This is a genomic window from Photobacterium chitinilyticum (assembly GCF_004104355.1).
In the GTDB taxonomy this organism is placed as follows: domain Bacteria; phylum Pseudomonadota; class Gammaproteobacteria; order Enterobacterales; family Vibrionaceae; genus Photobacterium; species Photobacterium chitinilyticum.
Window position 1 is genome coordinate 115,964 of sequence record NZ_RJLM01000002.1, and the last position, 24,846, is coordinate 140,809.

General features: G+C 46.8%; 24 protein-coding genes and 1 pseudogene. 15 read left to right on the top strand and 10 right to left on the bottom strand.

The features are described from left to right. Window positions 1–11 precede the first annotated feature (11 nt). From EDI28_RS06740 to EDI28_RS06750, 3 genes are all read right to left on the bottom strand, one after another. Window positions 12–2,708, bottom strand: coding sequence for a cation-translocating P-type ATPase (locus EDI28_RS06740; RefSeq protein WP_128783092.1), 2,697 nt, complete (start codon window positions 2,706–2,708; stop codon window positions 12–14). 368 nt (window positions 2,709–3,076) lie between these two features. Then, the gene (locus EDI28_RS06745; protein ID WP_128783093.1) at window positions 3,077–3,517 is read right to left on the bottom strand and encodes a bactofilin family protein; all 441 of its coding nucleotides are present in this window, start codon (window positions 3,515–3,517) and stop codon (window positions 3,077–3,079) included. Continuing rightward, on the bottom strand, window positions 3,421–4,371 hold the full coding sequence (locus EDI28_RS06750; protein ID WP_128783094.1) for a M23 family metallopeptidase: 951 nt from the start codon (window positions 4,369–4,371) through the stop codon (window positions 3,421–3,423). The genes EDI28_RS06745 and EDI28_RS06750 overlap by 97 nt, the downstream gene beginning before the upstream one ends. Window positions 4,372–4,503: 132 nt before the next feature. On the opposite strand from EDI28_RS06750, the gene EDI28_RS06755 reads away from it, so the two are divergent. Next, window positions 4,504–5,955, top strand: coding sequence for a hypothetical protein (locus EDI28_RS06755; protein ID WP_128783095.1), 1,452 nt, complete (start codon window positions 4,504–4,506; stop codon window positions 5,953–5,955). A gap of 289 nt (window positions 5,956–6,244) precedes the next feature. Then, a complete protein-coding gene (locus EDI28_RS06760; RefSeq protein WP_128783096.1) occupies window positions 6,245–7,231 on the top strand; it encodes a DUF3187 family protein in 987 nt (328 codons plus the stop codon). 108 nt (window positions 7,232–7,339) lie between these two features. Here EDI28_RS06760 and EDI28_RS06765 read toward each other — a convergent pair whose 3' ends face one another. Continuing rightward, complete coding sequence (locus tag EDI28_RS06765; RefSeq protein ID WP_128783097.1) at window positions 7,340–8,263, bottom strand: LysR family transcriptional regulator; 924 nt, start codon at window positions 8,261–8,263, stop codon at window positions 7,340–7,342. A 128-nt stretch (window positions 8,264–8,391) separates the two neighbouring features. Between EDI28_RS06765 and EDI28_RS06770 the strand changes: the two genes are divergently transcribed. Together EDI28_RS06770 and EDI28_RS06775 are read left to right on the top strand one after the other, a co-directional pair. Then, a complete protein-coding gene (locus EDI28_RS06770; protein WP_128783098.1) occupies window positions 8,392–9,435 on the top strand; it encodes an HlyD family secretion protein in 1,044 nt (347 codons plus the stop codon). 4 nt (window positions 9,436–9,439) lie between these two features. Next, window positions 9,440–11,020, top strand: coding sequence for a DHA2 family efflux MFS transporter permease subunit (locus tag EDI28_RS06775; RefSeq protein ID WP_128783099.1), 1,581 nt, complete (start codon window positions 9,440–9,442; stop codon window positions 11,018–11,020). A 77-nt stretch (window positions 11,021–11,097) separates the two neighbouring features. Here EDI28_RS06775 and EDI28_RS06780 read toward each other — a convergent pair whose 3' ends face one another. Then, on the bottom strand, window positions 11,098–11,985 hold the full coding sequence (locus tag EDI28_RS06780; protein WP_128783100.1) for a DMT family transporter: 888 nt from the start codon (window positions 11,983–11,985) through the stop codon (window positions 11,098–11,100). 302 nt (window positions 11,986–12,287) lie between these two features. Here EDI28_RS06780 and EDI28_RS06785 point away from each other — a divergent pair, with 302 nt between their 5' ends. Further along, window positions 12,288–12,440: a DUF4442 domain-containing protein gene (locus EDI28_RS06785; RefSeq protein ID WP_267900004.1), complete on the top strand. Its 153-nt coding sequence runs from the start codon at window positions 12,288–12,290 to the stop codon at window positions 12,438–12,440. 9 nt (window positions 12,441–12,449) lie between these two features. Here EDI28_RS06785 and EDI28_RS06790 read toward each other — a convergent pair whose 3' ends face one another. The 3 genes and pseudogenes from EDI28_RS06790 to EDI28_RS06800 form a co-directional block, all read right to left on the bottom strand. Next, a complete protein-coding gene (locus EDI28_RS06790; RefSeq protein ID WP_128783102.1) occupies window positions 12,450–12,896 on the bottom strand; it encodes a hypothetical protein in 447 nt (148 codons plus the stop codon). A gap of 139 nt (window positions 12,897–13,035) precedes the next feature. Then, window positions 13,036–13,581 (bottom strand): 3'-5' exonuclease, encoded by a 546-nt coding sequence (locus EDI28_RS06795; protein ID WP_128783103.1) that lies wholly within the window; start codon window positions 13,579–13,581, stop codon window positions 13,036–13,038. 87 nt (window positions 13,582–13,668) lie between these two features. Continuing rightward, window positions 13,669–14,207, bottom strand: a pseudogene (locus tag EDI28_RS06800) (NAD(P)/FAD-dependent oxidoreductase); the annotation flags it as partial. Window positions 14,208–14,316: 109 nt separating this feature from the next. On the opposite strand from EDI28_RS06800, the gene EDI28_RS06805 reads away from it, so the two are divergent. Further along, entirely contained in the window at window positions 14,317–15,198 is an 882-nt protein-coding gene (locus EDI28_RS06805) for an alpha/beta hydrolase (RefSeq protein ID WP_128783104.1), read from the top strand. 40 nt (window positions 15,199–15,238) lie between these two features. Here EDI28_RS06805 and EDI28_RS06810 read toward each other — a convergent pair whose 3' ends face one another. Then, window positions 15,239–16,246, bottom strand: coding sequence for a methyltransferase (locus EDI28_RS06810; RefSeq protein WP_500048342.1), 1,008 nt, complete (start codon window positions 16,244–16,246; stop codon window positions 15,239–15,241). Between the two features lie 115 nt (window positions 16,247–16,361). Beyond that, a complete protein-coding gene (locus EDI28_RS06815) occupies window positions 16,362–16,748 on the bottom strand; it encodes an LptM family lipoprotein (RefSeq protein WP_128783106.1) in 387 nt (128 codons plus the stop codon). A gap of 161 nt (window positions 16,749–16,909) precedes the next feature. Here EDI28_RS06815 and EDI28_RS06820 point away from each other — a divergent pair, with 161 nt between their 5' ends. The 9 genes from EDI28_RS06820 to EDI28_RS06860 all read left to right on the top strand — a co-directional run bounded on the left by EDI28_RS06820 (window position 16,910) and on the right by EDI28_RS06860 (window position 24,828). Beyond that, complete coding sequence (locus tag EDI28_RS06820) at window positions 16,910–17,674, top strand: beta-ketoacyl synthase chain length factor (RefSeq protein WP_128783107.1); 765 nt, start codon at window positions 16,910–16,912, stop codon at window positions 17,672–17,674. Next, window positions 17,675–18,481 carry a lysophospholipid acyltransferase family protein gene (locus EDI28_RS06825; RefSeq protein ID WP_128783108.1) on the top strand — a complete coding sequence of 269 codons (807 nt, stop codon included), beginning with the start codon at window positions 17,675–17,677 and terminating at the stop codon, window positions 18,479–18,481. Window positions 18,482–18,591: 110 nt separating this feature from the next. Beyond that, window positions 18,592–18,849 carry a phosphopantetheine-binding protein gene (locus EDI28_RS06830; RefSeq protein ID WP_128783109.1) on the top strand — a complete coding sequence of 86 codons (258 nt, stop codon included), beginning with the start codon at window positions 18,592–18,594 and terminating at the stop codon, window positions 18,847–18,849. Window positions 18,850–18,909: 60 nt separating this feature from the next. Further along, window positions 18,910–19,167: an acyl carrier protein gene (locus EDI28_RS06835; protein WP_128783110.1), complete on the top strand. Its 258-nt coding sequence runs from the start codon at window positions 18,910–18,912 to the stop codon at window positions 19,165–19,167. Continuing rightward, a complete protein-coding gene (locus EDI28_RS06840; protein ID WP_128783111.1) occupies window positions 19,167–19,730 on the top strand; it encodes a COG4648 family protein in 564 nt (187 codons plus the stop codon). The genes EDI28_RS06835 and EDI28_RS06840 overlap by 1 nt, the downstream gene beginning before the upstream one ends. A 6-nt stretch (window positions 19,731–19,736) precedes the next feature. Continuing rightward, window positions 19,737–21,149, top strand: coding sequence for an AMP-binding protein (locus EDI28_RS06845; protein ID WP_128783112.1), 1,413 nt, complete (start codon window positions 19,737–19,739; stop codon window positions 21,147–21,149). 106 nt (window positions 21,150–21,255) lie between these two features. Beyond that, window positions 21,256–21,609 carry an ApeI family dehydratase gene (locus tag EDI28_RS06850; RefSeq protein ID WP_128783113.1) on the top strand — a complete coding sequence of 118 codons (354 nt, stop codon included), beginning with the start codon at window positions 21,256–21,258 and terminating at the stop codon, window positions 21,607–21,609. Then, window positions 21,606–23,294, top strand: coding sequence for a glycosyltransferase family 2 protein (locus tag EDI28_RS06855; RefSeq protein WP_128783114.1), 1,689 nt, complete (start codon window positions 21,606–21,608; stop codon window positions 23,292–23,294). The genes EDI28_RS06850 and EDI28_RS06855 overlap by 4 nt, the downstream gene beginning before the upstream one ends. After that, window positions 23,284–24,828, top strand: coding sequence for an HAL/PAL/TAL family ammonia-lyase (locus tag EDI28_RS06860; protein WP_128783528.1), 1,545 nt, complete (start codon window positions 23,284–23,286; stop codon window positions 24,826–24,828). The genes EDI28_RS06855 and EDI28_RS06860 overlap by 11 nt, the downstream gene beginning before the upstream one ends. Window positions 24,829–24,846 lie beyond the last annotated feature (18 nt).

The following is a 24,846-nucleotide window of genomic DNA, read 5'->3' on the forward strand; positions in this document are numbered from 1 at the left end:
TTCGCATTAGCTTAGTGTTGCAGCAAAGCCTTCTGAGACCGACGACGCCACCATTTATGCAGTTCTTCAACAACGAATAAGTTGGAAGCAATCAGCAGCAGTTGGATCCACTGGGCTAAAGAAATCGGCTGAATTACTAATACATCACTGATACCCGGAGTGTACATGGCTGCAATATGCACCAGTTGGGCGATAGGAACAGCGCACATCAAGAATGGGTTAGCAAATAATGGCAATGTAAATAATGACAGCGTTTCAGAACGGCTATTTAGCGCGTGAATATTGCCAAACAATACCATCAGCATAAGGGTCAGGTTTCTCGCCTCCTCCACCGGTTGGCCAGCTTCAAGAGCCAGGTAATAATGGACAAATGCCAGTCCCCCCATTACGGTTCCAGAAACCACGATATGCTCGATAATTAATTTTTCAAAAATCGGCTCGCTGGGCTTTCTTGGCTTGCAAGTTAATTCATTGCCTTCTTTAGGTTCAAACGCCAATGCGACGTCCTGCAACCCATTAGCAACTAAATTCAACCACAAAAGTTGGACTGCAATCATGGGCATAGGCAACCCAGCAAGAACTGAAAGGAAAAACAGCCAGAGAGCTGAAAATCCGGTTGCCACCAATAAGGCAATAACCTTGCGTATATTGTTGTATACCACACGGCCTTGCTCGATACCGGACACAATAGAGGCAAAATTATCGTCAGTAATAATGAGGTCTGCGGTTTCTTTAGCGACATCTGTGCCGCGTTTTCCCATCGCGATGCCAGTATTAGCCTGACGCATCGCCGGGGCATCGTTCACACCATCTCCGGTTACCGCTACAAAATGTCCTTGGCGCATGAAGCTATCAACAATCTGCTCTTTCTGTTGCGGCTCAATACGGGCAAAAACGCGGACTGGCCGGATTAATTCATCTGCGGCTTTTGGGCCTTTGGCATTGGCCTGGTGGATCATGTCACCGGTCACTACCGGGGCATCTTGCTCACACATACCAAGCTCTATTGCAATCGACTTTGCTGTCGCGGGATGATCTCCTGTGATCATCGCAACTTTAATACCACCATCACGGCACCGGGTTATAGCACCAAAAGCTTCATGACGAACAGGATCAATCATGGCCACCATACCTAAAAAGCTCATCTGCTCTAATCGCTTATGGCTATTTTCGATTACTTCCCTCTTCGCAAGGGCAATAATTCGATAGCCTTGTTTTGCAAGAGATTCAAATTGGTCTTCGATCAGAGCCTTGTCAATTTGTACCGAACCAGATGACGTTTCCATTTGACTACACATACTGAGCATTTTTTCAGGGCTACCTTTGGCGTATAACCAAGCTCTGTTACCATCAAAATTTACGCTCCCGCTGTAGGCTTTTTCTGGTTCGTAAGGAATAAGCTCCAACTGAGTTTGCTGTTGCCGCAGCTGAGTTATCGACATACCCAGCTTCTTGGCTAGCACCAGAAATGCAACGTCAACAATATCACCGTCCGATACCCACTCTCCCCCGGCATAACTTAGGTGGCTTTCATTAGCCAGAGCACCAGCAATGCACAGCTGCTGCAGGTGCTGTTGTTCGGTATTGCCACAAATCTCCCCCCCCGGTGAGATCCCCTCTCCCGTTACCTGGAATACCTTGCTATCAGGCAATACAACTTGACGGATCGTCAACTCATTCACGGTTAATGTGCCCGTTTTATCAGAGCAAATAAATGTGCATGAACCGAGTGATTCCACGGCAATCAGTTTGCGGATAATGACATTGTTCTTGGCCATTCTCCTCATGCCTATTGCCAAAGCAACAGTCAATGCTGCGGGCAACCCTTCCGGTATTACCGAGACGGCAAGGCCAATAGTCATTAAAATAATGGCCTCTGAGGTATAGCTCCCTTTCAGCAACATCATGACCGTAAGCGTTAAGATGGCCATAAAAATACCGCCAGCAACCTGATAGGTAAAAGCCCGAATGCGGATCATTAATGGGGGTTCGGAAACACGCTCTTTTGTGACATGACGAGCGATACGACCAATTTCGGTATTGGTAGCGGTTGCTATAACAATTGCTTGCGCACGGCCATGGGTAATAATACTCCCAGCAAAACACTGGTTTATCTTTTCAGAAATCGGCGCATCGTCATCAACCGTGGCCATCGCATTTTTACTTACCGCCAGAGATTCGCCTGTTAGCATCGACTCGTCAACAGCAAGATTCTGGCTGCTAATAAGAGTTACGTCAGCAGGAACCTTATCGCCGGAAGAGAGCAGTATCAGATCACCCGGTACAATTTCTTCAACATCAATAGTACGGGCGATACTGTCGCGGATAACATGAGCCACCCCTTTGATCATATTGCGTAACGCCACCGCTGATTGTTGTGCCGAATACTCCTGAACGGTACCTATGATGGCATTAAGGGTCAGTACCACAATGATAAAAAAACCACTGGGATTTTGTCCCAAAATAAATGAAATAATGGCGGCAACAACCAGGATATAGATAAATGGACTGAAAAACTGCCGAACAAAGATTAGTGCATAACCGGGCATCGGAGGATCAGGCAGGCGGTTGAGACCATATTCTTTCAGTCTCTCTTCTGCCTTCTTTTGCGTTAAGCCGTCAGAACCCTGATCAGTAGGATCCAAAATCTCTGGATTTTGGCCAACACACTCTGACTTTATACCTTCTTTCAGAGAATTTAACGTCATGTGCAAATTCCCGCACTTTCAAATTAATCATTCATCACTTAACTGAATGATCAATCATTACTGGGTACATGGGATGCATATTACAAATAAGAATAGACCGATCTGGTCAACAAAGCCTTGAAGCGTTCAGAAAATGCTCAATGGTTCCATTAACACTAATATCAGTTTGTCGTTAGACGTATGGCTTCCACTCTCTCGTGTCTAGCCTAAAGTGCGGTTATTACATTTTTAAAAGAATGAATAGATGTCATTTTCGAATTGGTTACTCTAACTCATTTTCCTGAAAACGAGTTAGAGTAACCTGTCAGGTTGCACCATTTTTTGTAAATTGACAGGTTACATCTGGACTAGTCCACATTAATATCTCATCATTCGTTACTTGCTTTTTTATCTATCTGCTTCTTTACTGATTTTGTCTCTGCCTTGCCTTTCGGTGTTAGCTCTACAACCTGCTCTTTTTCTGCTGGATGTGTACTGCCGAAAAACTTACCACCTTGTTCAATGCTCAAGTTATCACAGTAAATTGTGCCTGAAATTTTACCGTTATCGATAATTTCAATGGCATTGGCGTAGCAAGTACCTTCAATAAGCCCATTTACAATGATTTTATCGGCGTAAATTTCACCTTTAAGGCGCCCAGATTTGCTAACGACTAAGTTTTTCTCGATACGTAGCTTACCTTCAATAATACCATCAACCTGAATATCGCACGCTAGCTGGAATTCGCCGGTGATATTGCATCCCTTTGCAATGACAGTTGTAGTTGCATACTGACTTGTTGCTTTACTTTGTTTGTTAAAGATACCCATTTAACTTTTTTCTCTTTTTCAAAAATATGTTCAAAATTATTTATATCCCAATCCACAAATGGTCGAGGGTTGAGAGCCCTACCAATAAAGCGAACTTCATAATGCAAATGCGGACCAGATGACAGGCCTGAGTTACCGGAATATCCAATCAAATCACCTTTGCTGACAAAATCGCCACTTCGGACAGCAAATTTTTTCAGATGTGAATATGACGATGTAAAGCCAAAGGAATGCTGCAATCGCAGGAAATTTCCTGACCCTTTGTTATTCGGTCGTACTGTCGCGACAACCCCGTCAGCAGGAGCGTAGATTGGCGTACCAATATTCACCGCAAAATCCAACCCTCGGTGCAAACGTTTAGTACCTGTCACCGGGTGTATGCGTACACCAAACTGAGATGACTGCCTGGCATTCTTAACAGGAGCCCCGTTAGGTAAACTCTTCAGAATAGCCACTCTGACTGCCGAATTGAGCTCAGCCACATCCAGGCGGGACTCTAACTGCATGTCTCCGTCGGCATTGACGCCAAGCACATTTTCCAGGCTTCCCAATCGCTCAGACACCATGGTCAACTGGTTTTCTCGTTCATCAAGCTCGTGCTCAAGCTTTGTTCTGAGCTGCTCTAGCGTATTGAGATCCTCACTTAACGAATAGGACTGGTTTTCTAGCTCTTCTTGCTTAACTTTGGAAAAATAGACCTCGTTAATAAGGTATACAATTGTGCCAGCAATCAGTAATGAAGCGACCAACAGTGAAGCGACAGCCCAGCGAAAAGCTTTTTGTTTCGTCTTCCCTAAATGGAAGTGTTCAGATCCATTTATCGTGGATACCGAAATAGTGATACGATCCTTCATGAAATTGCATTTTTAATTGCCACCCTTATTAATTCATAGGCGACCGCTTTAGTAATATCTTAAGGGAGTATCACACCACAAATCCTTTATCATGGTTAAACTTATAGAGAAATAAATCTGTGGGTTCCGTTTATGCGTTTAATGGCTCTGATCATCATCTGCTTTGGCATCATTTCGTGCACCAGCCTGCCGGAACCAATACCGGAGACAGTATCTGATCAGCTTCAGCACTACCCAACATCCGTACAGAACTGCGCATTTCAACTCGTAGATTTCAAACGGGCCGTTCAGCAACAGGGTGTACAGGATGCACAGCTGCTGTGGACACCCCGCTATCCTCACCTCGCTTTTGACCGTTTTAGTGTGTCACTTATCCCTGGCCTGATTTCGCCTCAAAGCAAGAAACAATGGCTACGCTATGTTGCCCGGCAGGCCGAAATACAAAGGAAGGTTGAATTCCAAAACCTACCGAATAAGGCCGGCTTTCAGCTTGGAAGCAATGAGGAATGCGCCCAGCAGCTAACAGCCTCGACAATCAATGACCGTCAATTTTGGCTTCATTTACAGCAGCTTCCTCCGACAATTCCTTCAGACTATCAAAGTTGGCAACGTGTGTTCGGGCTTTACCCTATAAGCAAATCGCTGGCGACGCCTTCCATTGATTCAGAAAAGAAGCGAATAATCAGTGGTTTTATCCAGCCTTTGCATGATGACAATGTTACCTATGCCGTCACGGAGAAGTCCCCTCTCAACCAGCAAGAAATTCACCGCTGGTTCCAACAAGCAACCCAGCTGACACCGCTGAGTTGGCCGCTGCTTTCGGACAAGCAAATTGCCCGTTTGGCAAACCATTATGCGCCAGAGTTTCTCATTGAAACGGTATCCCTTGATGACAAACCCGGACAATTAGAATACCAACGCAATGGTCAGCCTCGGGTTAATACCAACAAGCCCACTCTCTATGTCAGCCAAAGCTATACCCAGTTTCACGGCAAAATTTTGCTTCAATTAAATTACAGCCTTTGGTTTGCTAACCGAACGGCCAAAGCCTCGCTAGATCCCTATGCCGGACAGTTCGACGGGATTCTCGTCAGGCTCACCTTAGACAGCCAAGGTAAGCCTTATATCCTTGACAGTATTCACCATTGCGGCTGCTACCATATGGTTTTTGCCCTGGATCAACAATTAGCATTCGCCAAACGAAATACGAATATAGAAGCCCCTATAACCATGCGATTACACCCGAAACAAAATGCCCAAACACTACGGGTCACATTTACCAATGGGGATCATATGGTTAAAGGGGTGCACTGGAGCCATAGCAGCTCTCAGGCCCGCCATTTGAACGTACTCAACTACCAGCAGTTGCGCAGCATGCCGATACAGGGAGGCCAATACAAAAGCTTGTTTGACGAACAAGGAATGCTGATGGCCAGCAAACGCCTAGAGCGCCTATATCTATGGCCCTTTGGCGTGAAGTCGCCTGGGACAATGCGTCAGGTGGGCCACCATGCCATTGCCTTTATTGGTGAAAGGCACTTCGATGACGCTTATGTATTAAGTGAGCTTTTCCTGAAGCCCTAACGGTTGTTCCCTACGGCTTCCTGCTCTGCTCGCCTCTCCATACACAACACGCATTCATTCCATCTCGAAGGTAAGAAAAGATTGCACAACTGAACAACCACGACCGATAACCCTTCACTACACTCAAGGTTAGTGATCAAGAAAAATGTCCACCCTGCTCATCAGTGAAATTTTCTTTTTCATCACTATTTTATACTGATTCAGAAAGTGGTCAGGCAAGCTAGGTTATACATGATCCCCATCAAAACATTTATAACGACAATAACAACCAAGGCAAAATGGCATTGTGATGAATACACGCAGTATCACGATATACACCTTATCTGGAGTAGCAGCACTCTGTAGCCCCCATTATGCAACAGCAGAGGACATTACCCGCTTTGATGACTACGGTCCGTTGAAGACCTACGCCCAGTCTCCCATACAATCCAATAGCCTGACGCCGCTAATGCGCAATGGCTTTAGCTACCAACCCGGTACGGTGGAACTCTACACCACCGCAACAATTGCCAGTGTCTGGGCACATACCGAAGAGTACAACGCCGATTACTATCAGAACGCGCTATCCATTGGCGGCCTGTGGCAGATCAGTAACAAATGGGTTGTCGAGCTCGATTATACGTTTCGCTTTGCTGCCAACAATCACCTAGACAGCCTGACTTCAGCCTTTCACGACGTATTTGGTCTCAGCCAGAACGGCAGGGATGAAGTCGACAAGCATTCTTTTGATATATCAGTGCCACAGTACGGGGTTGAAATTCATGATTTCAATCGTGAAACTCTAGGCAGCGCGCTAACCTTCTATACCGGTTACCAACTGATAGAAAACAAGCATCATGGTCTATCTATCGGTGGTTCGCTGTACTATAACTATGTGCCTAGCGGCCCGTTTGAAACCAGCAATTTCGAACAGGCATTACAGCTCAACTACAGCTATCGCCGCAATAAACATCTGTTTTACAGCCTACTTGGCCTGTCCTACCGACGTAACGACGAAGTGCTGGGAGATATACCCTATAACACCATGGCTTACGCAATCGGTGCAGGCTACCAGCTCCAATTAAATGAAAAGCATCGCCTGCTTTTCGAGTATCATATCTATGAAGGAGCAACCGATGCGGCATCTGATCTTTCCAAACCGTCCAATGAAGTACTGCTCGGCTATCGTTATCACATGAAAAGCAGTGCCATTGAAATATCTATGATTGAAAATGTCTTCAACATGGATAACAGTACCGATATCGCATTCACACTCGGCTATCGTCACCGGTTCTGATTTACATTGTAAAGTCTATTTTCACCGTATGTTTTTACGGCTTAGTAACCATCGATACCAGCCGGATGATCAGCACGATAATTTTGCCATTCCGGCTAATTGTTATAACTACTCTGGTTTGTCTCTCATCATATTCGTCGTATCGCGCTGTTCAAATCGTTCGATTAAGTAATCGATAAAAACCCTCAGTCGCTTAGGAAGCAACTTACGTTGTGGATAGACAAAGCTAATCGGTGCCTCCGGCATTTCCCAGTCCGGTAGTAGGTGCACCAGTTTGCCACTGGCAAAATGTTCTCGGCAGAGAAACTCCGGCAATAGAGCAATACCTAAACCGTCCAGACAAGCCATTAAGGAAGCCGTTATCGTATTAACCCTAAGCCGATAAGGTAAATCAATGGACACTTCATTATCGGCTTGCATCAAATGCCAGTTAGGTAGCTTTACGGCTTTATTATAGATTTTCACCTGATAGTGAGGAGCTTTCAGATCATCAGGACTGATGATCTGACCATTTTGCGCAAGATAGTACGGGCTTGCAGCCATCACCCGCTTTGAGGAATAAAACGTTCGGGCAACCATGCTGGAATCAGACACTTCACCAACCTGAGTATACAGGTCTATCCCCTCGCCGATGATGTCGACTTCACGATTTGTTAGTTCAAGGTGGACTGTTACATTGGGATATAACTTGAGGAACTCATTGATATAAGGACCAAACACCTGCTGGCCCACCTCGACAGGCATAACCACATTAAGCCGTCCTCGTATCAGATCTTGATTGGCTGTCACTTCAAGTTCTGCCTGCCCCATGATCTCGAGCATCTGCATGCAAGACTGATAGAAAGTCTCACCTTCCGGGGTCAGTGTTAGGCTGCGGGTTGAACGTGTGATCAATCGCACACCTAAGTGTTGTTCAAGCTCGGCCACTTTGCGGCTTACGGTCGATTTCGTTAAATCCAGAGCTTCAGCTGCTTGGGTAAAGCTTCCACATTCAACAACTTGAGAAAAAATAGCAATGGTATTGAGATCCATTCCGCCACCCATTAGTTAGATATCTGCAACAGTGTTTCCTTTTTCTCCTATCTAATCAACTAATCATTATCATTTACACTCTGTAACACAAAAAATCACAATATTTCAGATCACCAGAAGAGGCCCTCATGACAGATACCCCACAAACCAAAAAGCACAAAGCGCCGCTGATCGCAACCTTAATCATGCTGGCCCTGGGTCTTGGTGCCGGCGGGTATTGGTTTAGCTACGGACAATTCTTTGAATCGACAGACAACGCCTACCTGCAGGGTGATATCACCAATATCAGTCCCAAGGTATCCGGTTACATCACCAACTCGTATGTCATTGACAACCAAACAGTCAAAGCCGGACAGCTCCTGGCAAAAATTGATGAAAGAGATTTTATCGCGGCCCGTGACAAAGCCGAGGCAAATATTGCCGTCAGCCAGGCAGCTATCAGCAACCTGACCGCTCAGCAGCAATTACAAAAAACCCTGATCCGCCAGTCTGAAAGCCAAATCGCCTCGGCCAGTGCCGAATATGAACGAGCGCAGCAACAGGTTAACCGTACCCGTAGCCTGCTCAAGCGCAATTACTCTTCACAGGACGAACTAGACAGTACCACTTCTCACCTGAAAGTGACCAAGGCCCAGCTTGACGAAGCATCAGCCAGCTATCAGGCAGCCAAAGATCAGCTCGCTGTCATTGCCAGCCAGATAGGACAGGCAGAAGCATCTGTCGGCGAAGCCAATGTTCAACTTGAACAGGCACAACTCAATCTCAGCTATACCAATATTTATGCGCCAGTTGACGGTATTGTCGGCAAACGCAGCCTGCGAATCGGCTTATATGTGCAACCAGGTATGCCGCTAATGAGTCTGGTACCTACATCGAATGTTTGGATTGAGGCCAACTTCAAAGAAACCCAGTTGGCTGAGATCCATCAGGGCCAAAAAGTAACAGTCGAATTGGATGCCTTTCCAGACCAGGCATTGGAAGGTATTGTCGACAGCTTTTCACCGGCAACGGGGGCTAAATTTGCCCTGTTACCTCCGGAAAACGCGACCGGAAACTTCACCAAAATCGTCCAGCGCGTCCCCGTAAAAATTACCATCGTCGATTCTGCTCAGCTACAAGGGCGATTGATTCCGGGTCTTTCCGTTGTAGCCACTGTAGATACCCGAGGCTAACCCAATGAATTCCTCAGTCACTGCCACGGAGCAGCCGTCTATATCGCACATTGAGCAGGTAGATCAGTCACGAAACGATGTACCACGTCGTCACTGGATAGCCTTGATCGGTGGTCTGATCGGCGCATTTATGGCTATTTTGGATATCCAGATCACCAACTCTTCTCTGAAAGATATTCAGGGCGCACTCTCGGCAACGCTGGACGAAAGCTCATGGATTTCGACCTCTTATCTGGTGGCAGAGATGATTGCGATTCCGCTGAGCGGATGGCTCTCAATGGCACTGGGCAAACGTCGCTATCTGACCTGGACGACAGTGATCTTCACCCTGTCATCACTGCTGTGTTCAATTTCGTGGAATATGACCTCTATGATTACGTTTCGGGCATTGCAGGGGTTTAGTGGTGGCGCCTTGATCCCGCTGGCGTTTTCTCTGGTCGTTCAGTTGCTGCCGGTCCACAAACGAGCGATTGGTATGGCGATGTTCGGCGTTACTGCTACCTTCGCTCCGTCAATCGGGCCAACGCTTGGTGGCTGGCTGACGGAGAACTTATCATGGCACTATATTTTCTATATCAATATTCCACCTGCAATCCTGCTGATCACTATGGTGCGCTATGGTCTGGACGATGAGCCGCTGAATATCCAGAGCCTGTTAAAAGCCGATTGGGTTGGTATTGTTACCATGGCTCTAGGCCTGGGTTGCCTGGAAGTAGTATTGGAAGACGGTAACCGCGAGGAATGGTTCAACTCTGATTTTATTGTCACGCTGGCTACCATTTCCGCCGTCAGCCTAGTGTACTTTGTGATCAATGAACTGCAACACAAGAAACCGCTGGTCAATTTGCGACTGCTGAAAAATGGGCAATTTGCCATGTCATGCCTGGCTTATCTGATCCTCGGAATGGCTCTGCTAGGTTCGATTTATGTTTTGCCGCTCTACCTGACTCAAATTCAGCACTACAATGCAATGGAAATCGGCGAGGTACTTATGTGGATGGGGTTTCCGCAGCTATTAATTTTTCCGCTGGTACCTAAGCTGACCAATATCATCAAGCCAAAGTATTTGGTCACGTTTGGTTTTGTAATGTTTGGACTAAGCTGTTACGTCAACACTCACATGAGCATTGACTTCGGCGGGCAACAACTGATTTTCTCGATGCTACTTCGTGCCATCGGCAGTCCTTTCATCATGGTGCCGCTGTCGCTTGTTGCCATGCAGGGGATCAGCAAAGCAGATACGCCAGATGCTTCGACACTCACCAATGTTATGCGTAACCTTGGTGGTGCATTCAGCATCGCAATCATCGCGACAATGCTCGACAACAAAACCCGGGAACACCTGGCCCACATAAAAGAATCAGTACCGAGTGTCAGCTCCAATGCCTGGCAACAACTATTGCAGCAAAGCAGTTATTTTGTACAGGCAGGTAGTGATGCCAACACGGCAATGGTACAGGCTCAAGCCTCTTTAGTGGCAACCATGCAGCGTGACGCGGCGATCATGGCCTATAACGATGCCTTCCTGATGATGAGTGCCTTTTTAGCCATGGCTGCCGTCATCATGCTTAGCTCGAAGAGCTAGCCGAAACAACATTAAAAAGCGGCAACAACCTAAGGTTCTTGCCGCTGTCTATTGCGTACTTGGTTCTATCCGGTAGCTTACGCTGTAGCCAATTGCTGAACCATGACTTTCGGTTTACGCTGGGCCAGAACCACTCCCGCCAATACCATGCCACCACCAATATAATGATAGGCTGCAAGCTGTTCGTTCAACATCACGCTCGCGATACCAGCGGTAATAACAGGCATCAGATTCATAAACATAGCAGTACGATCCGCCCCCAGGCGCTGGATCCCTTGCATCCAGCACCACGGTGCTATAACCGACGCCGGAATGGCTGCATACATAATCAAAGGTAGCGACTCTGCCGTGATCTCCACCCGCTCACTGTTCAAAAACAGTGGAATTAGCATCAATACAGCCAGCACACCTTGGACATAAACAGACTGCCAAGTGCTCAGCGGCATCTGCCAACGTTTCAGCAAAACACAATACAGCGCATAAACAAACGCCGCCAGCAACAGCAAGGCGTCGCCCACCGTAATACCTTGTTCCGCCAGATGACGGATATCACCATGGCTAAGCATCAATACCAATCCAGCCAAGGATAATACGGCACCGACAATAGCCAACGGCAGCAAACGTTGGCCCAATAGCGGCACGCTCAGAAACATGCTGATAAGTGGCACCAAAGAAATAATTAATGCCATATTGGTAGCTGTCGTGGTTTCAGCCGCAAAGTAACCCAGCGATTGGTTCAGTACCATGCCTAGTAACGCCAAAAAAGCTAGCTTGGGGATATAACGACGGATCGTTGACCAGTTACGCCATACCGAACCCAGGACAAACGGCGTAAGTACCGACATGGCAACAAACCAGCGGTAAAAGGAAATCGCTCCCGGATCAATTACACTGATCGAAAGCTTGTTTACAATGGCATTCCCTGCCCAAATCGAAACTGTTAACAACGGAAATAAGTAGAACATGGCCTGCCTTTACAATACGTTTTCAGGTGTTTTCGCATGAATTATTATTCATCTACGTCATAGTTTGGCAGGTCATTTTAGATATAAATATCTCTAAAAAGACATTATAACTCTATTGTCAGACATTTAAGGAAAATACCCGTGTCACCTATACAATCGCTTTTCTTTCGAGATACCATTACAACAACTAAGCAATTGAATTATATTCATAATTTCACATTCAGATTGTATAGATTAAGAATCATTCCTGATAAGAAAGAGTGATCTTTCCATGAGGAAAAATCTAAAGGCTTACCAACACAATCCATACAGTTGCGATGTGTAATATGGCAGAGCTCGCGGGCAGAATAATGACAGATGTATCTGTAGCGGTAAAAAGCCGCTGGCTTCCGGTAGGCATGACTATGGAGTATTTAAAGAAAGCCACAAATACCATAGCCATACCGCCACATTAACGGTATGACTTACTGTTCCACAGGTTGATTAACCTCTTCAGGCAACCAGCTAAACATAGTATCAAACAGCTCTTGCTCTGTGGGCCTACCAAGCTTCCCGTTAATCAGCGAACTCATTTCCAGCAAATGCCCCACCTTCGCAACTGGCTTATAGGGCTCATCGAAAAAACGGAATATTGGAGAGTGGCGAATATAGAAGCTTGCTGCCGCCGACGCCTCGCTAACATCCTGATGCTCTGAGATCCGTCTAGGACAATCCCACGTGGCCCCATCAAGTACATAAACGCCAATCTGTCCCGTTTCGACATAACTGAGCTCATCAACAAAAGGAACATTCCACCAGCACCTTAGCTCTTCGTGTGTTCTTTCTTCATTCATGATATCGCTACGAGGAAACAAAGCCTGCGTACGTTCATTTCTTATGGGAATGTCACACTCGGTAAACTCAATCTCCATACCTTCAACACCTTATAAAACCAATTTGATATGAATTTTACAGCATAAGCTCATATTAAACAGGTCGCTATCAATAAAATTCAGGTATAAAAGGCAAGAAAAAAGCCGCATAGTGCGGCTTCATTAATAAAATTAAGGATTATTCATTCGGCGGGATGAATAATTTTTTGGCGAGACGGGCAAGGTTATAGGCATCAACGTAGCCTGAATGCTGGCGACCTTCCCACTCGACACCTGCCATCTCCATTGCCGCACGTTGACCGCAGCGCTTATTGTTTACATGACGTTGCAAGCGAAACAGTGTCGCCAAATTTAAATACTCGTTAAACGGAACCTTGAGCCCTTTCTCTTTGCACTCAGCGCGCAAAATCAGATCGTCACGTCCCCAGGCGGCATAAATTTTATGTCGACCGCCAAACTTCTGTTCAATCGATTTTAGAATCGTTGCCAATGGCTTGCCATTTTTAGCAATGACCTCCGGCTTGATACCTGTCAGCTCGGTACAGAACAGAGAAACGTCATCATGCTCCGGTGTCACATAATGCTGCGCTCGACGAACAATCTCACCAGTTACCAAATCCAGCTCGGCTACGCCAATCTCGATAATCTCTCCGGTCCTCGACTCCCGCCCATCATTCCAACAACACATTTCGAGGTCAAAGCAGACAATACGATTAAAATTCATTACTTTTCCGGCACAACATTAAAACTGGGCAGGCAGGATACCATCTAGGGCGGTGTTCGCCAAAGTAGGTACATGAGAAAAACACCGCTAGGCCTCGCAGCAGATCTCTGCAATCATACGCAAGCGGCGCTGTGGTTGGGCTATAAACGGGTTGGTTGTATCCCATGCATAATCACGTTGCCAATCGACAATTTCTCCGTTGAAGTGCTTGATCAGCAGATCCGTGGCCAACTCTGATGATTTCATCGCAATAGTCACCCTGATGAGAAGACAGGATCCAAAATTCACCCACATTACCCAGCAAGGCAAATTTATTGCTGCACAATGTGGTGACATTGGCAGAATACCCCCCAATCTCACCTACAGGGTTCGGATATTCAGCCTTGGCTGGCACGGTCGTATCAAGCACAAAATCGGCTTCGATTTGATATGTCTGCAGGTCCGCGTCAACCACGGCTAAAGTGCTGATATGTGATTTCGACACCTTGCGTTGCCGCTTCATCAGCCAGAACTTTATCAAACTGTGAACGCTGTTCCTAGAACGTGGTGCCTGCCCCTGCAGTGAATTTTTCGGTGAAATTAAAGCAAGTGTACGCGCCGTTACGTCGAAATGCCGCGCCGCCTTTACACATGCCTTCACAGCCGTGCCACACAAAAATTGACTGATTTTCTCATTTTATTGAGATCGAATTCATTTCCTCTGCCGTAAGATCAGTAAAAGAGAGGGAAATAATAATGAAGCACCTATTATTATCTGTACTGTTTCTGTATCTGCAGGGCTGTGCAAATAAAGCATTTTTCTCGCCATCCCAAGCTGCATCGTTAAACCCAGATATACAATGGTTATCATCCCTATCAGGAAACACCATTGCCTACCTGTGGATCCCTTCAAGTACAGCAACTCCAGCGAAAGGCATTGTTGCCCACTTCCATGGCAACAGTGGGCACATGGAAGCCACTCAAGAAAAAGTTAACTGGCTTTCAGAACATGGTTACGATGTGATGGTATTCGACTACTCTGGATTCGGTCACTCTACCGGTAAGGTCAGTGATGAAGCCGCCTATTACGATGCCATCACGGTACTTCAATACTTGGCTATATTACGCAGCGACTCCCAATTGCCATTGTTTGTAATCGCCACCTCGACTGGAGGCAACATTTTCATGCGTGCTCAAGCCGATTATCCGACAACAATTGATGGCATGGTCATCGACTCATCCTTCACCAGTTACATCAATGAGGCCGAGTACATACTTAATAAAGGATTTCTTGGCGATTGGTATTCTTGGCTAGCCCATATCGTGATGCGAGACGATTATGCAGCAAAAGAACGTGTTGATGCATTACCGGATACTGACAGTCTGGTAATTCATTGTGAGGGTGATCGTATTGTGCCAATTGCTTCGGGCGAAGCAATATACAGCCAATTGTCAGGTAAGAAACATTTCTGGCGCTTTAGCAACTGTTCGCATGCGCGTGCTATGACCAACGATTTTCCAGATAACCAGCGACGTATTGTCGAGTGGCTAGCACGATCAGCAAATGATCGCGACATGCCGAGCAATACCACAGATTCCAATAGCCATGATTTACAGCTGGCTAATGCGAGCAAGTAATTGTGCTCGCATTAGGTTAAAAAGAATGGAGATAGTACGATTAGCTTGCTTTTAAGGCCAACAACGTATGTCCTAGCCCGATATCATCAGTACGGCTTTCCACAATGAAACCCGCTTCCGACACGATTTCGAGGAAGTCTTCACTGCGATAGAAACGACTATTGCCATTCGCCAAGCACGTGAAGTATAACGAGGTCGCGTTCAGGCTGTACGCAGCAGCATCATAACGCTGTGCGTCCCAAAACAATTCCAAGATATACACAATCGCATCCTCAGACATCGCCGCTCTAACCCGACGTAAAATACTGAGAATTTCCATTGGTGAAAAGCAATCTAAGAATTGGCTCATCCACCACACATCCGCCCCTTGGGGTAATGCCTGCGTCTTATCCAACATGTTGGTAGGGTAACCATGAATCCGATCTGCAACCCCTTGAGCTTGTGCATTTTCCATCGCCATCGCAATTTGCTGAGGCAAGTCAATAATAGTGACCTCAACATCATCATCATGCTGACAGCACTGCAATGCCCACTTCCCAGTGTTACCGCCGATATCGAACAAACGCTTAGGTTTAGAGGCAAACACGCGCTCAAGCAATATCGGGAAAGAACGGTCAGAATAGAAATGATCGAAATTAAACCAGCTGGTTTTCGCTTTCTCAGGTAGCTGAGATAACCCTTCGTAGATGGTCGTCCACTCGCCAAGCTCTTTGAGGCCAGCAGGTGTCCCTTCTTCAATCGCTTCGGTTAGATGCATCATCGCTGCATAACAAACATCTGCGGTAAAATCCATATTGGCTCGGGTCATACCATCATTAACTAAGAAATGCCCTAAATTGGCCAACACATAATTGGGTTGTGACCAGGTCACAATGTTTGCACTCAGTGCCATATCCAATAGCACCTTGACACCATACTCACTAACTTCGGTTTGTGTCGCAATATCTTCCGCAGACAAGCCAGCTTTGCCTGCCTGATCCAGTACAGTCAGAATCCCTAAATCACGTAATGTTCTGGCGGTGTGGAACACAATTGGTGCAAAGGCCATTTTTTGTGCTTCCGTTTTGGCTTCTAAAGCATTAAACGGATCGTTTTGGTATGAAGTCACAGAAAGTCCAATTTAGCTAATAAAAATGTAATATCTCGACACAAGATAGGAAAAATCACTGCGCAACCATCGCCAGTTCTTTCTTAATATCGACATCTAAATTGTTCACCCAGCGATTGTAGTTACGATGTATTTTTCCATCTTCGTACATAAGGTTTTCTGAGCTAACATAATCAATAGAATAGGTTTTGTCACTGTAGACAATATCCACGATGGCAATATGTGTCCGAGCAGTATATTCAGCGCGAATAACGCCCGGTTTTGTTTCCATCATGACCCAGTTCCGACGCATTCCAGCTTCCATAATAGCCTGTTTTACCTGGGTAATTTGAAGGTTATACGCAACTGGGGTATTCTCTACATTTCGTAGAGGCTGAATACGGCCACAACCAGCTAGTGTTACTAACATAGCTGCAATAGCAAGACCCTTAAGGATTTTCATTGTCACTCCTTTATATAATCAAAGAGGGGGAGATAATGATCTCGTTACGACGGTACGGTAGCACAAAAATACTTGCATTCATTACCTCGTTAATTATCTAATGACTACTTTATTTGTTTTAGTGATAGAACTAACAAAATATCGAGTATACAATACCGCCAATGAACAGTGTACATTTCAATGTAATTAATTGGCTGGCGCTTTCACCTGGACTTACCGATTCATCGGCATGGACAACTTGGTCAAACGACAAACAGTGGCCTGAACACTGTGACGCCGTCCCTGCCACACTTATCCCTGCCATGATGCGTCGCCGCATGAGCTCGCTCAGCAAGATTGCTATGCAGGCAGCGATGTCGTTGGTTGATACACACGACACCCAGGTTGATTACATCGTCTTTGCTAGCCGCCACGGTGAACTGACCCGCACCGTTAAATTGATGCACGATATCCTAACCGGTGAAGATGCATCCCCAACCGCATTCTCTCAATCCGTACACAATACGGCATCTGGACTTTATACCATCGCCACCAAACAGGCGATTCCGGTAGCCTCATTAGGGGCCTGCGAGAACACCCTGCACGCAGCACTCATCGAAGTCGCAGCGTATTTAGTCGAGCATCCCTCTCACACGGTGTTATTAGTCGATTTTGATGAACCATTACCTGCGCCATACCAACGTTTTGATGCCCCTAATTATCAAGGTTATGCCTTTGGCATGTTACTGACAGGTGGTAATGACATAGAGTTGGCATGGGAGCCTCAGTTATCTTCTCATGGCACCTCAAACACTGACCGCGCTTTGATTGAAGCCAGCAAACAAGCTTTTCCTCAATCGTTAGATGTGCTTGCCCATTGGGTGAAGAACGACAGCTCTTGGACTATCGATAGCGCTCGGGCGCGTTGGCACTGGAAACGTAAATAAATGGCGAGAAAGACACTGCCCCTTACACAACGTATTAATAAGCTCTGGCGGGTGCTCGCCACGGGCTTCTGCTTTTCCATTTTTGGATTAGGAGCGCTTTGTCTGACGTTCATTGTCTTTCCTGTCATGACGCTATCGGCAAAAAATCAGCACCAGCGTGAAATGCGAGTGCAGTCAATCATTCAGCGATCATTCGCCTTTTTCTCTCACACCATGCGGTTTTTTGGCGCCATTGATTACAGTTTTGAAGGTGTTGAAAGCCTGCAGCAAGATCGCAACTGTCTTGTAATCGCCAATCACCCCAGCTTGATCGACTATGTCCTTATTGCTTCACGTCTACCGCAATGTGATTGCTTGGTAAAAGCAGCCATTTGGCATAATCCGTTCATGAAAGGTATCGTCAAAGCGGCTGGCTACATTCCAAACCGCGACCCGGAAAATTTGCTCGATGATTGCAGCGAGCGCTTACAAGACGGTAATGTATTGTTGGTTTTTCCTGAGGGGACACGCACATCACCGGGGAAACCCTCTAAGCTTCAACGAGGCGCGGCACAAATTGCGGTGCGTACGGAAACAGATTTGCGGTTAATCCACATCACAGTGGAACCCAGCTTTTTAACTAAAGAGAAGAAGTGGTACCAAGTACCCGACACCAAGCCCTTTTTTCGTGTCGCAATCAAAAGTAAGATAGCAATTGAGCCCTTTCTGCAACATGCCGATTCACCGACATCGGCCGCTCGTCATCTCAACCGTCATCTTACCGACGTGTTATTCCCATCCATAGATGAAAAAAAGGCGATAAAATAACGAATCTCGGTCCGTCAAGACAGAAACGGACCGTTATCAGGCGCATATTACATTCGCCAAACACATGGTAGTTTTATAAAACAACATCTTAGATAAATAAGTAGGTCACAGTGGAACAATTACACACAGAACTTAAAGCGCTAATCATAGAATCGCTTAACCTTGAAGACATCACTGTCGATGATATCGACACCGATGCACCACTGTTCGGCGACGGCCTTGGCTTAGATTCGATTGATGCGCTAGAGCTCGGCTTAGCCATAAAAAAAAGCTACAACATTGTGATCGATGCCGATGACACCAAGACCCGAGAGCATTTTGCGTCAGTTGCGAATCTCGCAAGTTATATCTCACAGAACAAAGCATAATATCACTTATGTCCTGCGGACTGATCCAGCAGGGTGATAACCATCGAAAGCGTAACCATTATGACAGAAGTAAACCGTAGTGAAGTATTTGACCAAGTCCGTGATGCCTTGGTGGAATTATTTGAAATTGATGCAGATGACATTAAACCTGAAGCGCAACTCTATCAGGAGCTAGATCTTGACAGCATTGATGCCGTGGATTTGGTTGTGCACCTGCAAAACCTGACCAATAAAAAAATCAAACCCGAAGAGTTCAAAACAGTTCGTACCGTCGATGATGTCGTCGATGCCGTAGTTGAACTATTGAAGGCAAACTAATGCGCTGGCTGACCGCGTTGTCAGCGATAGCGTTATTGGCATATCCGCTAGCGGTGTACTACGGGCTTAGTCGTGGGGGATTAGGCTTTGTAGCAGGTGTGCTAGCGGTATTGTTTTTACTGCGTATTGTCGCCGGAAGCCAAACTCGATTACGGGAATTGAAATACATCGCGTGGTTAAGCGGTGGCGCAGGGATCACGCTAGCCTTACTTGGCAGCGTGTTCAAACAAGAAGGGTGGTTCACCTTTTATCCGGTGATCGTCAATGCCCTGATGCTTGGGTTGTTCAGCGCCAGCCTGTTGCAAAAACAAACCTTGATTGAGCGCTTGGCGCGATTGCAAGAACCAGATCTTCCAAACAGTGGCATACGTTATACCCGTATGGTCACCAAAGTCTGGTGTGGATTTTTTGTAATCAACGGCGGTATCGCATTAGCAACATGCTTTATGCCACTCGCTACGTGGACCTTATATAACGGCTTAGTGAGCTATCTGTTGGCTGGCAGTCTATTTGCCGGTGAATGGATAGTGCGTCGCCATGTTCGTCATCAACAAGAAAATTAATACGTAATGGAAGCAGTAAGAATGAACATCCCGTCTATCGCAGCCTTAATGAGTCAACCACACGCAGACACGCATGTTGTTGCTATTTCTGCTACAGAAACGTTAGATTGGGCACAATTTCGTACTGATGTCAGTGTACTCACTCAGGCATTGCAACACAGTGAACACCAGCGGTGGGCTCTGTGCTTTGAGGACAGCTACTTCTTCGCCGTTGCGTTTTTGGCCGCCGCTCACGCAGGCCGTCACCTGATCTTACCCGGTAACCACCAACCTGCAGCCCTTGCGGAATTGGCACCACATTATGATGCCATCTTGCACGATGATATTGTCAATATAGCCGATGATGCCATGGCAGACTGTTTGGCATCTGGGCTGGGGCAGCGGACGGTTACTGAGCATGCGAATACCATTCAATCAACGAAAAATTTGGATAGCTTTACGCCACTTACCTTGTCAGATGTACCACTGACCTTGTTTACATCAGGCTCAAATGGTACCCCGAAAGCCATTGAGAAAACGCTTGCGCTTTTGGATGCCGAATTAGCCCAGTTACAAGCAATCTGGGGAGAACAGCTAAGCAACGCAACCATTGCCAGCACCGTGTCACACCAACATATCTATGGCTTACTGTTCCGAATTCTGTGGCCACTGTGTGCTGGCCGTGCATTCGAGCGTCACGATTTGGTTTACCCGGAACAAGTAATGACTCATGCCAATATGGACACGGTTTTAATCAGCAGCCCGGCTTTATTGAAGCGCTTGGCTGAAGAATCACCAACACAACCTTACCGTGCCATCTTTTCGTCAGGAGGTCCGTTATCACTGGCTGCAGCTCAACAAAGCCATCTTTTATTTGAGCAACTCCCGTTTGAAGTATTTGGTAGCACTGAAACAGGGGGCATCGGTTATCGTCAACAAATCATCGAAAACACACCTTGGCAACTCTTCCCCGCACTGTCCATGAAACTCAATGCCGAAGGTTGCCTACGCGTACTGTCGCCGTTTATTGATACCGAGCAGTGGTACCAAACCAGCGACCAATGCAAGCATTTGAGCGAAAGTACTTTCATGCTGAAAGGCCGTGCTGATCGCATTGTTAAAATTGAAGAAAAACGTATTTCACTCACCGACGTTGAACATCGTTTATGCCAATTACCATGGATTGAGGAGGCCGCTGTTTTGCCGTTGGAAGAAACCCAACGCCTAAGCCTGGCCGCGGTCATTACCTTGACACCAAGTGGCCACGAACGCATCGCTGCGATGGGCAAAGGAAAGTTCTGGTTGATGTTACGCCAATCGTTACGTCGATGGATAGAACCTGTCGGTGTTCCCCGCCGTTATCGTACGGTTGATGAGATTCCGCTTAACAGCCAAGGAAAACGCTTAGTGCGCGATTTAGAGCAATTGTTTGCAGACTGAGTAAGACATAACAAGTGGTGTGACTAAAGATACGAATCACTAGAACCTCGGAACTCGAACACGCTTGCTTCAATGACTGACTTTCACCACCAACACGAAGACCATAATGACAAAACGTAAGCCAACCATCACAGCTCAACACTGCACAGCCTCTCAGGTCGAACTGACGCTGCACGTCGAGGCGGACATTTTGGATTTCCAGGGACACTTTCCGCAACATCCCCTTTTACCTGGTGTTACCCAAATTGATTGGGCCATATATTATGGCCACAAACTGCTGAATACCTACCCGCATTTTGCGGGGATGGAAGTGATTAAATTCCAAGAGCCGATCTTACCCGGCAGTAACATTACGCTCACTTTGGAATGGTTTGCCGACAAGCAGAAACTGCATTTCGCTTATACCTCAACCAAAGGAACACATTCCTCAGGCCGTATAAAACTGGATACTAACGTATGAGTACGTTCCATCCTTGCTTCCTGATCCCATGCTATAACCATGGTACAACAGTACCTGACGTATTAGATGCGTTAGCTCCGTATGGTTTCCCGATCATCATCATCGATGATGGCAGCGAACCCGAGACACAAGGCATCTTGCAGGCACAAACTACCCGTAAAAACGTTATGCTGGTAACGCTGGCCAAAAACCAAGGCAAAGGCGGTGCGGTCACGGCAGGTTTATACGAAGCGTTCAAACGCAGTTTCAGTCATGCCATCCAAATTGACGCCGATGGGCAGCACAATTTGGATGCCTTGCCGACACTGATTACCGAATCGAAAACACATCTGACGTCGTTAATTTCCGGTCAACCGGTATACGATGACACCGTACCAAAATCCCGTTTGTACGGCCGCTATGCGACCCACATCTGGGTATGGATTGAGACGCTCTCCTTTGCCATCAAAGACAGTATGTGTGGCTTTCGCGCCTACCCAATCGGCCCTACGATAAAAGTACTGGAACGTAGCAACCTCGGTAAACGTATGGATTTCGATACCGAAATTATGGTGCGCATGTATTGGGACGATTGTGACATTCGTTTCATCGATACCAAGGTAATTTACCCGGAAGGCGGCGTTTCACATTTCGATGCACTATGGGACAACATCAAGATCAGTACCATGCATACCCGGCTCTTTTTTGGCATGCTGCCGCGCATTCCGAAACTGCTTAGGCGTCAACCTACCCAGCAGCAACATTGGTCATCCCATGCCGAGCGTGGCACCATCATGGGTATCAAAGCCTTGCTCACTATTTATTCGCTATTGGGACGCCGTGCGTTTAATCTGATCCTGAAAGGTGTAATGGCCTATTATTACCTCACAGGTAAATCTGCCCGCCGCGCCTCTGAAAACTATTTATCACGCCTGCAAACTTATGCCATTGAATGTAATAAGGTATTACCGTCTAAGCTCACCAGCTACAAGCATTTGCTATCATTCGGCCATACCATGCTTGATAAGCTGGCGGCATGGCGTGGCGATTTCTCAGCTGAGAATTTAACAGTTCATGGGCTTGAACATTTTGATCACATAGTAGAGCAACAGCGCGGGGTGGTCGTTTTAGGCTCGCACCTGGGAAATCTAGAGCTTTGCCGTGCACTGAGTCGACGTCATACGCATATCAAAATCAACGCGCTGGTCTTTACCGAACACGCTGAACGCTTCAATGCTGTCATGAAATCCGTTAACCCGAAATCCGACCTGAACCTGATCCAAGTCCGCGAGTTAGGACCAGATACCGCGATTTTATTACAACAAAAAATCGAACAGGGCGAATGGATTGTCATTGTCGGCGATCGTACCTCTGTTACCAAAGAACAACGTGTTGTGTGGGCAGATTTCCTCGGAAAACCGGCCCCCTTTCCGCAAGGTCCATTCATGTTAGCCACAGTGTTAAAAGCACCGGTTTACTTGATGTTTGGGCTACGAGACGACACACAAACATCGCCGCACTTTGATGTATATTTCGAACCCTTTAGTGAACAAATCAAACTGCCCAGAGGGCAACGCGAAGAAGCACTTACCCAAGTTGTTAGCCAGTACGCCAGCCGTCTAGAACATTACACGATGAAGGCGCCTCTGCAATGGTACAACTTCTTTAATTTCTGGCAGTTAAGTGGAAAAGATGATGAAAAATAACACCCAGCACCCCGTCACTTTTGGTGCAGAGCGCCTCACGATCGAAGACGTAATGGCTATTTCCAACGGCACACCAGCCGCCATGAACAACACGCCAGAATACTCCGCCAAAATCGACCGTGGTGTGGCATTCCTAGAGCGCCTGTTGAAAGAAGAAGGGGTGATTTACGGCGTCACAACCGGCTATGGCGACTCCTGTACGGTGGCGATTCCGCCAAACCTAGTCGATGAACTGCCGTTGCACCTGACCCGCTTTCACGGTTGTGGTTTGGGTGAGAACCTCGACCACCAGCAAGCCCGAGCTGTACTGGCAACGCGTTTATGTTCCTTGTCACAAGGTGTCTCGGGAGTCAGTCATGACTTGCTGAATCAACTGGTAACTCTGATCAACCACGACATTTCACCGCGTATTCCACAAGAAGGTTCAGTCGGTGCAAGTGGTGATTTGACCCCACTGTCCTACGTCGCAGCGGCCTTAATTGGCGAGCGTGAAGTGATCTACAAAGGCGAGATTCGCCCAACTGCCGAGGTCTTTGAAGAATTGGGGATAACCCCAATCAAACTCAAGCCCAAAGAAGGCCTGGCATTAATGAACGGCACTTCGGTGATGACAGCATTGGCTTGTATTGCTTACAAACGAGCAGAATACTTGGCACAACTGGCCACACGTATAACCGCGATGGTATCCGTCGGCATGCACGGTAACGACTTCCACTTTGACGAAGCATTATTCGCGGTAAAACCACACCCAGGTCAGCAGCAAATTGCCAGCTGGTTACGTTCTGACCTACAAGCCAATCGTCCGCCTCGCAACAGTGACCGTCTGCAAGATCGCTACTCGTTACGTTGCGCTCCTCATGTAATTGGCGTACTGCAAGATAGCCTGCCTTGGCTACGCCAGATGATCGAAAATGAGCTTAACAGCGCCAACGATAACCCAATCATCGACGGCGATAACGAGCGTGTCCTGCACGGTGGCCACTTCTATGGTGGCCACATTGCGATGGCTATGGATACCTTGAAAACCGCCGTGGCCAACATTGCTGACCTGTTGGATCGCCAAATGGCCCAGTTAATGGACTACAAGTTTAATAATGGTTTACCGTTTAACTTAACCGGCGCCGAAGGTGATCGTAAGCCGATTAACCATGGCTTCAAAGCGGTACAAATTGGTGTATCTGCCTGGACAGCGGAAGCGCTGAAAAATACCATGCCTGCCAGCGTGTTCTCTCGCTCGACCGAATGTCATAACCAAGACAAAGTCAGTATGGGCACCATAGCTTCACGCGATTGCTTACGCGTATTGCAATTGACCGAGCAAGTAACGGCAGCCTCATTATTAGCGGCCACTCAAGCCCTAGAGATCCGTAAACGCCATAACGAGTTGGATGCCAGTCACTTCAGTCCGGCATTGAGAACCATGACAGATGCAGTACTCAGCGACTTTAGCCCAGTGATAGAAGATCGTCCGCTAGAAGGGGATCTACGCAACTTCGTTGAGAAGATTCAACAGCAGCACTGGGCGCTGTACTGATTCAATTACAATCCAAAC